The 12,720-nt window shown below is 75.7% G+C and carries 10 protein-coding genes; 8 read left to right on the forward strand and 2 right to left on the reverse strand.

Annotated features, from left to right (window positions below):
- Positions 1-27: 27 nt before the first annotated feature.
- Both DNK56_RS31650 and DNK56_RS31655 read left to right on the forward strand, forming a co-directional pair.
- On the forward strand, positions 28-1,272 hold the full coding sequence (locus DNK56_RS31650) for an aminotransferase class I/II-fold pyridoxal phosphate-dependent enzyme (protein ID WP_111339187.1): 1,245 nt from the start codon (positions 28-30) through the stop codon (positions 1,270-1,272).
- Positions 1,273-1,308: 36 nt separating this feature from the next.
- Entirely contained in the window at positions 1,309-2,349 is a 1,041-nt protein-coding gene (locus DNK56_RS31655; protein ID WP_111339188.1) for an MBL fold metallo-hydrolase, read from the forward strand.
- Between the two features lie 15 nt (positions 2,350-2,364).
- Here DNK56_RS31655 and DNK56_RS31660 read toward each other — a convergent pair whose 3' ends face one another.
- Positions 2,365-2,991, reverse strand: a complete 627-nt coding sequence (locus tag DNK56_RS31660; protein WP_111339189.1) for a DedA family protein — start codon at positions 2,989-2,991, stop codon at positions 2,365-2,367.
- The gene (locus DNK56_RS31665; RefSeq protein WP_111339190.1) at positions 2,988-3,770 is read right to left on the reverse strand and encodes an MBL fold metallo-hydrolase; all 783 of its coding nucleotides are present in this window, start codon (positions 3,768-3,770) and stop codon (positions 2,988-2,990) included. The genes DNK56_RS31660 and DNK56_RS31665 overlap by 4 nt, the downstream gene beginning before the upstream one ends.
- 220 nt (positions 3,771-3,990) lie before the next feature.
- Here DNK56_RS31665 and DNK56_RS31670 point away from each other — a divergent pair, with 220 nt between their 5' ends.
- The 6 genes from DNK56_RS31670 to secD all read left to right on the forward strand — a co-directional run bounded on the left by DNK56_RS31670 (position 3,991) and on the right by secD (position 12,710).
- Complete coding sequence (locus DNK56_RS31670) at positions 3,991-4,395, forward strand: hypothetical protein (protein ID WP_111339191.1); 405 nt, start codon at positions 3,991-3,993, stop codon at positions 4,393-4,395.
- An 83-nt stretch (positions 4,396-4,478) separates the two neighbouring features.
- On the forward strand, positions 4,479-6,548 hold the full coding sequence (locus DNK56_RS31675; protein WP_111339192.1) for a phage holin family protein: 2,070 nt from the start codon (positions 4,479-4,481) through the stop codon (positions 6,546-6,548).
- A gap of 61 nt (positions 6,549-6,609) precedes the next feature.
- A complete protein-coding gene (gene ligA, locus DNK56_RS31680; protein WP_199563562.1) occupies positions 6,610-8,724 on the forward strand; it encodes an NAD-dependent DNA ligase LigA in 2,115 nt (704 codons plus the stop codon).
- A gap of 143 nt (positions 8,725-8,867) precedes the next feature.
- Positions 8,868-9,677, forward strand: a complete 810-nt coding sequence (locus DNK56_RS31685) for a rod shape-determining protein (protein ID WP_199563561.1) — start codon at positions 8,868-8,870, stop codon at positions 9,675-9,677.
- 62 nt (positions 9,678-9,739) lie between these two features.
- Positions 9,740-10,342: a hypothetical protein gene (locus tag DNK56_RS31690; RefSeq protein ID WP_111339194.1), complete on the forward strand. Its 603-nt coding sequence runs from the start codon at positions 9,740-9,742 to the stop codon at positions 10,340-10,342.
- A gap of 43 nt (positions 10,343-10,385) precedes the next feature.
- A complete protein-coding gene (gene secD / locus DNK56_RS31695; RefSeq protein WP_111339195.1) occupies positions 10,386-12,710 on the forward strand; it encodes a protein translocase subunit SecD in 2,325 nt (774 codons plus the stop codon).
- The last annotated feature ends 10 nt before the right edge of the window (positions 12,711-12,720 follow it).

A 12,720-nucleotide genomic window follows, 5' to 3' on the forward strand; every position in this document is an offset into this window, starting at 1 on the left:
GGAGGGCAAACGGCGAAGGAGGCCCGGATGGGCCGGACCGGGCGTCACCCCAGCGGCACACCCACCGTCCGCGAGGACCGCGGACCCGTACGGTACGGGCCGCCGGCCCCCTGGCCGGGGCTGCCCGTGCTCCCGGAACTGGCCGGCGTGCTGGCGTCCGCCGCCGGCCGCGCCGCCCCCGAACCGCCCGGCGGCTCGGCCGCCCTGCGCGAGGCCGCCTGCGGCTACTGGGAGCGGCGCGGACTGCGCACCGGCCCCGGACACATCGCCGCCGCCCCCGGCACCGCGCCCCTGCTGCTCGCGCTGATCGCCGCACACGGCGGCGACGTACTCCTGCCGCGCCCCTGCCCCGCCTCCTGGCTGCCGCAGGCCCGGCTCCTCGGCCGCCCCGCCTACCAGGTCCCCACCCCCGCCGAGTGCGGCGGCGTGCCCGACCCGTACGCCCTCCTGGAGACCGTACGCAGAGTGCGCGCCGAAGGCGGCCGGCCCCGGCTCCTGCTGCTCTCCCCGGCCGACAACCCCACCGCCACCGTCGCCCCGCCCGAACTCGTCCGCGAGGCCTGCGAGGCCGCCGTGGACCAGGGGCTGCACATCGTCAGCGACGAGACCTGGCGCGACACCCTGCACCGGCCGCACGACACGGTCCTGGTCAGCCCCGCCGAGATGTGCCCCGACGACGTCACCGTGCTCTCCGGCCTCCACGGCGCCCTCACCCCCGCCGCCTGGCCGGTCGCCGTCGCCCGCTTCCCGGACACCGCCCGCGCCGCCACCCGGCACGCCCGCACCCTGGACGTCCTCACCGCCCTCGACGCCACCGTCGCGGGCCCGGTCGCGGCCGCCGCCGCCCACGCCCTGCGCGAACCGGCAGCCGTCACCGAGCACGCCCGGCGCTCCGCCGCCCTGCACGGCCGCCTCGCCGCCGCGGCCCACCGCGCCGTCCTCGGCCGGGGCGCCCTCGCCCGGCCCCCGCAGGCCGGCCGCCACCTCTACGCCGACCTCGGCCCGCTGCGCGCCACCCTCGCCGCCCGCGGCGTCACCGACTCCCTCGAACTGGAGGAGTACCTCTCCGCCCGCCTCGGCACCCCCACCCCCGGCGGACACCGCTTCGGCGACGAACTCGGCGCGCTCCGGGTCCGGCTGGGCACCGGCGCGCTCCTCGGCACGGACCCCGCCGGACAGACGGCCGCCCTCACCGCCGCGGACCCCCTCGAATTGCCGCCGGTCGCCGCAGCGCTGAGCATTTTGCGAGCAGCCCTCGACACCCCGCGCTGACCCACCGCGCCGGCGCACTCCTGGACGGGAGCCCCGATGACGGACCGGACCACGCGCCAGGTCGCCCCCGACACACCCCCCGCGGCCTGCGGCGACATCGTCCCGCCCCGCCCCCTGGGCGAGGTGCGCGACTGGCCCCGGAGCTTCGCGGACCGGCTCACCGCCCCGCTCCCCGGCGTCAAGGGCATGTCCCGGCTGGCCCGCGAGCACTCCATCCGGCCCAACGCGGAGGGACTGCGCCACATCCACCGGCTGCCCTACGCCCCCGCGCCCCTGCCGCCCGTCCCGGCCGGGACCGCCTGCGTCACCTGGGCCGGACACGCCAGCTGGATCATCCGCACCGGCGGCCTCACCGTCCTCACCGACCCCGTCTGGTCCCGCCGCATCCTCGGCACCCCGCCCCGGATCACCCCCGTCGGCGTCCCCTGGGAGGACCTGCCGGCCGTCGACGCCGTCGTCATCAGCCACAACCACTACGACCACCTCGACGCGCCCACCCTGCGCAGACTGCCCCGGTACACCCCGCTCTTCGTCCCGGCCGGCCTCGGCCAGTGGTGCCGCCGCCGGGGATTTCGCACCGTCACCGAACTCGACTGGTGGGAGTCCGCCCGGCTCGACGGCGTCCGCTTCGACTTCGTCCCCGCCCACCACTGGTCCCGGCGCACCCTCACCGACACCTGCCGCTCGCTGTGGGGCGGCTGGATCATCGGGGACGGCGACACCGGCGGGCGGATCTACTTCGCCGGCGACTCCGGATACGGCCACTGGTTCACCGAGATCGGCCGCCGCCACCCCGGCCTCGACCTCGCCCTGCTGCCCATCGGCGCGTACGAGCCCCGCTGGTGGCTCCGCGACGTCCACACCGACCCGGAGGAGGCCGTGCGCGCGTACGAGGACCTCGGCGCCCGCGCCATGGCCCCGATGCACTGGGCGGCCTTCCTGCTCTCCGCCGAGCCCGTCCTCGAACCGCTCACCCGGCTGCGCACCGCCTGGCAGCGCGCCGGACACCCCCGCGACCGGCTCTGGGACCTGCCCATCGGCGGCTCACGCCTCCTGACGGCTGCCGACGCCGGCTGACCCCGCCCGCCGGACTCACCGCGCCCAGCGCGCCCGCGTACGCCGCCACACCGCCGGCGCCCCGCTGATCACCAGCGTCAGGACCACCGCGGCCACCACCCCCTGCCACGGCTCCGGGAACAGCGAACCGCCCAGGATGCCGATCAGCTGGTACGTCGCCGCCCACGCCAGACACGCCGGCACATCACCGCGGGCGAACCGCCGCAGCGGCATCCGCCCCAGCAGACACGCCAGCATCACCGGAATGCGCCCGGCCGGCACCAGCCGCGACAGCACCAACACCGCCGCCCCGTGCTCGTCCAGCTTCCGCTGCGCCTGCGCCAGCCGCTCCGGCGCCGCCCGGTCCCGGATCGCCCGCAGCCACCGCGACCCGTTCCGCGACCGCACCCCCCGCTGCCCCAGCCAGTACAGGCATATGTCCCCCAGGAACGCCGCCGCCGACGCCACCCCGAACACCACCAGCAGCGCGAACGGCGACGACTGGTGGAACGCCACCACGGCCGCCGAACTCACCAGCGCGCCCGTCGGCACCACCGGGACCAGCGCCCCCACCGACACCAGCAGGAACAGCGACGGATAGCCCACCGCCTGCTGCGTCGACTCCGGGGGCAGCTGCGTCGCGTCCCGCAGGAACCCGATCACCCGCAGCCCCCCGGCCGCACCCGCTCGCCGTGCGCCAGCCGGTGCACCACGACCTCCGGCGCCGCCGCGGCCGCCTTCCGCACGAACTCCTCGCCCGGCGCGTGGAACTCGTGCGGCCGGACCCCGTCCATCCCGATCGGCCAGTACGTGCCGTAGTGCACTGGCACCGCCGCGCGCGGCCGCAGCCGGGCCAGCGCCTGCGCCGCCCGCCCCGCGTCCAGATGCCCGTGCCCCAGATAGGGCCCCCAGCCGCCGACCGGCAGCAGCGCCACGTCCACCGGGCCGACCACCCGCGCCATGTCGTCGAACAGCCCGGTGTCCCCGGCGAAGTACGTACGCGCCGAGCCCTCGACCACGTACCCCAGGGCGGGGGAGCGGTGCCGACCCACCGGCAGCCGCCGGCCGTCGTGCAGCGCCGGAACGGCCCGCACCCGCACCCCGCCCACCCGCACCTCGTCGCCCGCCAGCACCTCCGTGATCCGCAGCCCGCGCGCCCGGCGCAGCAGCCGCAGCCCCGGCACCGACCGGACCGACCCGCGCGGCACGACCACCCGCGCCCCCGGCGCGACCCGCGCCAGCGACGGCAGATGCAGATGGTCGGAGTGCAGATGCGAGATGAGGACCACATCGGCCACCGCCGCGTCCGGGCCGGGCAGCGCGCCCCGGCGGCGCCGCAGATGCGCGAAGCGCCGGGCGAACAGCGGATCGGTCAGCAGCCGGACCCCGGAATCCTCGATCGTGCACGTGGCATGACCCCACCAGGTGATCTCCACCGGCACCCGCCGCCTCCTCCTGCTCACCGGGCCGCCCGGACCCGTTCCGCCTGCCCGTCGAGCCTACGGGCACTCCCGCCCGCACGGGCCGCACACCCGGCGCACCCGTCGTCCGGGGCGGGGGAGCCGTGCCCCCGTGCGCCCCCTCACCGCCCCGCGACACGCCCCCGGAACAGCGGCCGGCGGCGCATAGGGTCGGGACACGACGGACAGGGGGAGAACGGTCATGGGTGACGTACGGGTGGCGGCCATCGCCAGTCTGACGCCGCTGGAGGAGCTGGACAGCGACCCCTTCCTCGTGGACACCCGCGGCCAGCACGCCATGTGCGCCCGCTGGGCCGCGGACCGCGGCTACGTCGTCACCCGCCAGCTCCGCCTGTACGGACTGCGCCCCGACCACCCCGCGCTCTGGGCCGACATCGAGAGCGGCGCCGCCGAACTGTTCGTCGCCCCCTGCGACCGGGTCCTGGCCCGCGCCCTGGCCTCGGTGCCCGAGTTCACCGCGGAGTGCGAGCGGCGCGGCGTACGCCTGGAGATCGCCGGGCTCGACGAGCCGTCCTACACGGCGGACGGCAAGGCCGGGGTGCACCGCAGGCTCTCCATGCCGACCGCCGGCTACGACGGCTGCTGACCGGCCGGGGAACCGTCCGGACCGTTGTGAAAGGCTGGGTCCGGGCCCGGAAAGGCAGGGCCCGGACATGAGGTGACGACGGCGTGGGCGACAGGCGATGGCGGCGGGCCGGCAGCGCCCTGATGCGGGTGGTCGCGGTCTGGGCGGTCTCGACGCTCACCATGCTGGTGCTCGCCGGCATCCTCCCGGACTTCCGCCTCCAGTCCCCCGACGGCGACAGCACCACCAAGACCGCCTTCACGGCGGCCTGGGGCGCGGGCGCCTTCGGCCTGCTCTCCGCCCTGGTCTGGCCGGTCCTGGTACGGGCGCTGCTCATCGTGCCCGCCCTCGTCCTCGGCCTGCTCGTCTTCTTCCTCAACGGCTCGCTGTTGCTGATCGCGCTGCGCCTCATCCCGGACGGCCGGGGCGCCGCCGCGCCGGAGACCGCCGTCGTCGTCGCCGCCGCGATGTCCGCCGTCGCCTCCGCGACCTCCACCGCCCTCGCCGTCCGCGACGACGACGCCTACCGCCGCCGGCTCTCGCGCCTGGCCGACCGGCGCCGCCGCCGCAGCGGCACGGACGCCGACGCGCGCGGCGGCCCGCCGGGCACGGTCTTCATCCAGCTGGACGGCGTCGGCCACGACACGCTCGTCGCGGCCGCCGCCGGGGGCGTGATGCCGACCGTCGCGCAGTGGCTGGCCGACCCGGCCGGACACCGGCTCACCCCCTGGCGCACCGACTGGTCCAGCCAGACCGGCGCCAGCCAGCTCGGCATCCTGCACGGCAGCAACCACGACGTGCCCGCCTTCCGCTGGTACGAGAAGGAGACCGGCGTCGTCATGGTCTCCAGCAGACCGGCCAGCGCCCTGGAGCTCCAGCGCCGGGCCGTCGCCCGCACCGGCGACGACGGACTGCTCGCCCTGGACGGGGCCAGCCGCGGCAACCTCTTCGGCGGCGGCGCCGGCCAGCTCGCGCTCGTCCTGTCGATGGCCGCCCGGCGCGGCAAGGGCCGCCGCTCGCGCGCCGGGTACTTCGCCTACTTCTCCGACCCGGCCAACGCCGTGCGCACCGCCGGCTCCTTCGCCGCCGAGGTCTGCCGCGAGATCGCCCAGTCCACCCGCTCCCGCCTCCGCAAGGAGACGCCCCGCATCAAACGCGGCGGCCTCTACCCCTTCATCCGCGCCTTCGCCACCGTCGTCGAACGCGATGTGGTGGTCGCCGCCGTGATCGGCGACATGTTCGCGGGCCGGACCGCCGTCTACGCCGACCTGGTCGCCTACGACGAGGTGGCGCACCACTCCGGGCCGCGCAGCCGGGACGCGGAGAAGGTGCTCGCCCGCCTCGACCGGGCGCTCGCCCTCATCGCCCAGGTCGCCGAGCAGGCCCCGCGCACCTACCGGATCGTGCTCCTCTCCGACCACGGCCAGAGCCCCGGCGACACCTTCGCCGGGGTGTACGGGCTCACGCTCAAGGACCTGGTGCGGGCGGGCAGCGGGCTGCCCGTGCCCCGGCGCGCCCAGCGCACCCGCAGCGCGTCCGAGGCGCGCGACGCGGTCCGCATCGCCCTGCACCGGCCGGTCGCCGAGGGCCAGGAGGAGCGCGTCGCCAAACCCTCCGACCCGGTCGTCCTCGCCTCCGGGAACCTCGGCCTGATCTCCTTCCCCGACATCGCCGGGCGCGCCTCGCTGGAGCAGCTGGAGCACCGCCACCCCGCCCTGCTCTCCACGCTGGCCAGCCATCCGGGCATCGGCTTCCTGCTGGTGCGCGGCGAGCGGGACGGCTCGGTGGTGCTGGCCCGCGACGGGACGCGGGTGCCGGTGGCGGAGCTGGTGGACGGGAAGGGGCCGCTGGCGCCGTACGGGCCGGGCGCTGCGGACGCGATCCGGCGCACGGACACCTTCCCGCACGTCGCCGACGTGATGGTCAACTCGATGTACGACCCCGCCACGGGCACCGTGCACGCCTTCGAGGAGCAGATCGGCTCGCACGGTGGCCTGGGCGGCGACCAGTCGCGGCCGTTCCTGCTGTGGCCGCGCTCCCTGACGGACCCGCTGGACGCCGTCGCCGACGGGTCCGGGGAGCGGCCGGACGAACTCGTCGGCGCCGAGGCCGTGCACCGGGTCCTGCGGTACTGGCTGCGGGAGGCGTCGGAGCCCTGGGAGCCGGGGTCCTGACCGGTCCGGCGGGCCCCGCCGGACGGGCACGGACGGGGCGTTGTCAGTGGTGGGCGGCAGGATGGTGGGCATGACGAACTCAGCAGTCGTGCTCGCCGACCATGCCTCCTACGCCGCCGCCGTCGACGAGGCCGCGCAGGCCGCCGCCGCGTATTACGCCACGGGCGAGAGCACGCTCGACGACGACGCCTACGACCGGCTGGCGCGCGGCATCGCCGCGTACGAGCGGGAGCATCCGCAGGAGGTGCTGCCCGCCTCCCCGACCGGGAAGGTGGCCGGCGGCGCCGCCGTCGGGGACGTGCCGCACACGGTGCCGATGCTCTCCCTCGACAACGTCTTCTCGGCCGAGCAGTTCGCCACCTGGACCGCCTCGCTGGAGCGCCGCATCGGCCGCCCGGTCACCGCCTGGAGCGTCGAGCCGAAGCTCGACGGGCTCGCGGTCGCCGCGCGCTACCGCGAGGGCCGCCTGGAGCGGCTGATCACCCGCGGCGACGGGACCGCCGGCGAGGACGTGTCGCATGCCGCCGGGACCGTCGTCGGGCTCCCCGCCGAGCTGGCCGAACCGGTCACGCTGGAGATACGCGGCGAGATCCTGATGACCACCGAGCAGTTCGAGCGGGCCAACACCGTCCGCACCGAGCACGGCGGCGCCCCCTTCGCCAACGCGCGCAACGGCGCCGCGGGCACGCTGCGCGCCAAGGACCGGGCGTACACGGTGGAGATGACGTTCTTCGCCTACGGCGCCCTCCCGCTGCCCGAATCCGGCGAACCGGCCGACGCCCTGACGGAACTGCCGCACAGTCAGGTCCTGGCCCGCGTCGCGGAGCTCGGGGTGCACACCGCCGCCGACACCGACGTCGCGCCCCGCACCGCCGCCGGCGTCGAGGAGGTCCAGGCCCGGATCGAGGAGATCGCCGCGCTGCGCGCCTCGCTGCCGTTCGGGATCGACGGCATCGTGATCAAGGCGGACCTCGCCGCCGACCAGCGCGACGCCGGCAACGGCACCCGCGCCCCGCGCTGGGCCATCGCCTACAAACTGCCGGCCGTCGAGAAGGTCACCCGCCTCCTCGGTGTCGAGTGGAACGTCGGCCGTACCGGCATCATCGCGCCGCGCGCCGTCCTGGAGCCCGTCGAGATCGACGGCTCGACCGTCGGCTACGCCACCCTGCACAACCCGGCCGACATCACCCGCCGGGACCTGCGCGTCGGCGACCACGTCATGGTCTACAAGGCGGGCGACATCATCCCCCGCATCGAGGCCCCCGTCGCCCATCTGCGGACCGGTGACGAACAGCCCGTCGTCTTCCCCGAGGCGTGCCCGCAGTGCGGTTCGGAGATCGACACCAGCGAGCAGCGCTGGCGCTGCGTACGCGGCCGCGACTGCCGTCTCGTCGCCTCCATCTCGTACGCGGCCGGCCGCGACCAGCTCGACATCGAAGGACTCGGCACGACCCGCGTCGTCCAGCTCGTCGAGTCCGGTCTCGTCGCCGACTTCGCCGACCTGTTCACCCTGGAGCGCGAACAGCTCCTCACGCTCGACCGGATGGGCGAGACCAGCACGGACAACCTGCTGGCCGCCATCGACACCGCCCGCACCCAGCCCCTCTCCCGCGTCTTCTGCGCCCTCGGCGTACGCGGCACCGGCCGCTCCATGTCGCGCCGCATCGCCCGCTACTTCGCGGAGATGGACCGCATCCGGGCCGCCGACGCGGAGGAGCTGCAGCGGGTGGACGGCATCGGCAAGGAGAAGGCGGCGAGCGTCGTCGCCGAACTGGCCGACCTCGCCCCGCTGATCGAGAAGCTGGTCGCCGCCGGGCTCACCATGACCGAGCCGGGCGCCACCCCGCCCCCGCCGCCGGGCGAGGCGGCCGCCGCCGATGACGCCCCGGACACCGAAGGCGCCGCCGCCGACGCCGGGCCGCTGGCCGGGATGACGGTGGTGGTCACCGGTGCCATGACCGGCGCCCTGGAGAAGCTGTCGCGCAACCAGATGAACGAGCTGATCGAGCGGGCCGGCGGCAAGTCCTCCTCCAGCGTCTCCAAGCGGACCACGCTGCTGGTGGCCGGCGAGAAGGCGGGCTCCAAGCGGACGAAGGCGGAGGATCTGGGCGTACGGATCGCGAGCCCGGCGGAGTTCGCCGAACTGATCGGGGAGTTCCTGCCCGTGGACGCCTGAGACCTCGGTTCGAGCCCTTCGAATTTGCCCGGGAGTGGCTTTCTTTGCCTCCCTATTGCATAGTGAGGGCTCGGCCATGCCTCGCGATCAGCGGGTCACTGGGTGTGTGTACGGCCACGGCTGCGAGCCGGGGGTGAGGGGCGATGCGTTCTCTGCGCGACGGACAGCGGCACGACCGCGCCGTCAACCGGCGGCACCGGGGCGCCACCCGGGGCCTCGCGCTCGACCTCGGCAGCTCCCGGACCCGTGCCTGGGTGCCCGGCCGGGGCGTCGTCACCGAGACCTGCGACGACGCCGTCGAGCACGGCCGGGGCAGGCCCGTGCGGCGCGGCCGCATCGTCGACCCGGACTCCTGCCGCCGGATGCTCGCCCGCATCGCGGACCGGGCCCTGGGCGACGACCGCGACGACGCCCTCATCGTCGTCAGCCACCCCGTCCTCGCCGGACCCGCGCACCGCGCCGCCGCGCGCGACGTGCTCCGCGGCCTGGGCCCCTGCGACGTCATCGTCCTGGACAGCGCCAGGGCCGCCGCGGCCTGCGCCGGACCGCAGGACGGCGGACCGCTCCTCGTCCTCGACGTCGGCGCCGAGCTGACCGAGGCCACCCTGCTCGTCGACGGCCTGGTGCGCGACGCGCGCCTGGCCGAGACCGGCCTCAGCGACCTGGGACCGGGCGAGCCGCCCGCCGCCGTCGTCCGCGCCGTCCTCGACATGGTCATGGCCATGTGGCGGCAGGACCGGCACGGCGCGATGCTCGGCGCCCTGCGCCGCGGGCCGCTGCTCGCCGGAGGCGGTGCGCTGCGCCCGGACGTCACCAACCGGATAGCGCTCCGCCTCGGCGTCCCGGTCCGGCCCGCCGAGGACCCCGCCACCACGGTGGTACGCGGCGCCGGCATCGTCCTCAGCTCCGTCCTCCGCCACGCGGAGCCCGCCCTCCCCGGCCGAATCCGGTGACCCCGGTCCCCTGGGGGCCGCCTCGGGGGACCGCACACCCCGAAGCCCGCCCGGACGCCCCGGTGCGCGACGAGCCCGCCGCCGAACGCCTGCCCGCCGCGCACGCCTCCGCCGCGTGGCGGTGCCTCGTCGCGCTGCTGCTCGCCATGCTCGCCCTCGGCGGCGGCGCGCCCGCCGTGGCCGGCGCGGGCCTCCCCGTACGCGCGGTGGCTTCCCTCGCCGGTACGCACACGGCACCGGCCCCCGCCCTGCCCCCGCGCGGCACGCCCGCCGCCCGGACCGCCGGGGCCATGACGACCGTCCCCGGCCTCCCCGCACACTCCCTGTCCGGCACCCGCTCCGGCGCGTCCACCCCGGCCGCCGCCGCGCCCCCGACCCTCATCGACGGGGGACCGCGCCCCGGCCCGTGGGCGGCCGCCGAACACCCCCGTACCGCACACCAGCTGCCGCCGCCCGGCGCCGGCGGGCTCGTCCCCAGCCCCGCCGGCGTCCCGCTGCCGCTCCCCGTCCCCTCCTCCGCCCGCCCCGTCCCCGCCGCCGCGGCGCCGAACCCGCGCCCGGCGCTCCCCGGCGTGCGCGGACCTCCCGGCACCGGTGTCCACCGGTCCGGGGACCGCCCAGCGGTCCCGCTCACCCACCACGCCGTGCCGTTCCCGCCGTCCTGACCCGGACGGGGAGCGCCCGGCGCTCCCCGGAGGAAACCCCGCAATGACGCGCGCCACCACGGTGCGGGCAATTCTGGCTGCGGCCGTACTGCTCGTCTCCGTGTTCATCTCGCTGAACATGTCACCCAGACTCGGCCTCGACCTCCAGGGCGGCACCCGCATGGTGCTCCAGGCCAAGGACTCCGAGACCGCCAAGGCCGACCGCGAGAGCACCGACCGCACCCTGGAGGTGCTGCGCCGCCGCATCGACTCGCTCGGCGTGACGGAGCCCACGCTGACCCGCTCCGGCGACAACCGGATCATCGTCGAGCTCCCCGACGTCCAGGACCCCCGCAAGGCCGCCGAGGTCATCGGCAAGACCGCCCAGCTGACCTTCCACGCCGTCCAGGGCCCCGGCCTGCCCGAGGGCGCCGAGGGCGAGAAGGACAAGGACAAGGGCGGCAAGGAGCTGACCCTGCCCGACGAGGACGGCCGGCCGCTCGCCCTCGGCCCCGTCGCGCTCTCGGGCGCGGGCGTCAAGGAGGCGAAGGCGTCCTTCGACGCGCAGCAGGGAGCCGGCTGGACCGTCTCGCTCGACTTCCACAAGGACGCCGGCCGGAAGTGGACCAAGCTGACCGGTGAGGCGGCCTGCAACCCCGTCCAGGACGAACGGCGCCGCGTCGCCATCGTGCTGGACGAGAAGGTGATCTCCTCCCCGCAGGTCTCACCGTCCGTCTCCTGCGGTACGGGCCTGCCCTCCGGCTCCACCCAGATCACCGGCTCCTTCAGCGCCGACGAGGCCCGCGAGCTCGCCCTCCTGATCGAGGGCGGCGCCCTGCCGGTGCCCGTCGAGATCGTCGAGCAGCGGACCGTCGGCCCGACGCTCGGTGCCGCCGCCATCGACGCCAGCGCCCGTGCCGCCCTGATCGGCGCGTCCGCCACGGCCCTGTTCATCATCGTCATCTACCGCCTGTTCGGGGCGCTCGCCGCCGTCGCGCTGGTCGCCTACGGCGTCATCTCGTACGCCGCCCTCGTCGGCCTCGGCGTCACGCTCACCCTGCCCGGGCTCGCCGGGTTCGTCCTGGCCATCGGCATGGCCGTCGACGCGAACGTGCTCGTCTTCGAACGGGCCAGGGAGGAGTTCGCGGCCAGACCGGGCAAGTCCTCCTCCCTGCGCGCCTCGCTCGCCGCCGGGTTCAAGGGCGCCTGGAGCGCCGTCGCCGACTCCAACGTGACGACGCTCATCGCGGCCGGGCTGCTGTTCTTCCTCGGCTCGGGCCCGGTCAAGGGCTTCGGTGTCACGCTCGCCATCGGTGTGCTGGCCTCGATGTTCTCCGCGCTCGTCATCGCCCGCGCCCTCACCGAGATCGCGTCCCGCTCCCGGTTCGTCGCCGACTACCGGGGCGTCAACGGCATCGGCATTCCGGGCCGGGTCCGCACCTGGCTCTCCCGGCGCGACCCGCATCTGATGCGCCACCCGCGCCGCTGGCTGACGATCTCCGCGGTGCTGATCGCGGTGGCCGTCGCGGGCATCGTGGTGCGCGGCGTCAACTTCGGCGTCGAGTTCACCGGCGGACGCCTCGTCGAGTACTCCACCAGTCGCCCGGTGGACGTGGACGCCGCCCGCAAGGCCCTGGCGGGCGCCGGATTCGGCGACGCCGAGGTCACGACGGCCGGGGCCGGCGACATCTCCGTACGCACCAAGGACCTCGACAACAACGAGGAGCACACGCTGCGGGCCGCGCTGGCCGCCGAGGGAGGTGAGACGACCAAGGTCCGCGACGAGCTGATCGGCCCCAGCCTCGGCGACGAACTGCGGCGCAACGCGCTGATCGCCCTGGGCATCGCCGTACTCGTCCAGCTCGCCTATCTGGCGTTCAGATTCCGCTGGACCTTCGCCCTGGGCTCGGTCGGGGCGCTGGTGCACGACGTGATCATCCTGGTCGGGGCGTTCGCCTGGATGGGGCGGACCGTCGACGGCATCTTCCTGGCCTCCCTGCTCACCGTCATCGGCTACTCCGTCAACGACTCGGTGGTGGTCTTCGACCGGGTGCGGGAGCTGTGGGCCAAGGCCCGGAAGAAGCCACTGCCCGACGTCGCGAACCAGGCGATCATCCAGACCGTGCCCCGCACGGTGAACACCGGTATGGGCGCCCTGTTCATCCTCGTCGCGCTCACCGTCCTCGGCGGCGACTCGCTGGAGGACTTCGCGCTCGCCCTGCTCATCGGAATCATCGTCGGGACATACTCTTCGGTGATGACCGCCGTGCCGGCCGCGCTGCTCCTGGAGCGCACCAGCAAGGTCCCGCCGCCCGCCCGCACCCGCGCCCCGCGCGCCCGCCAGGGCTCCGGCCGGCGCGACCCGCAGGACAACGGCGCCCGGGTGTAACCCGTGGGGG

Origin of the sequence: Streptomyces sp. AC1-42W (assembly GCF_003248355.1) — a bacterium.
Classification (GTDB): domain Bacteria; phylum Actinomycetota; class Actinomycetes; order Streptomycetales; family Streptomycetaceae; genus Streptomyces.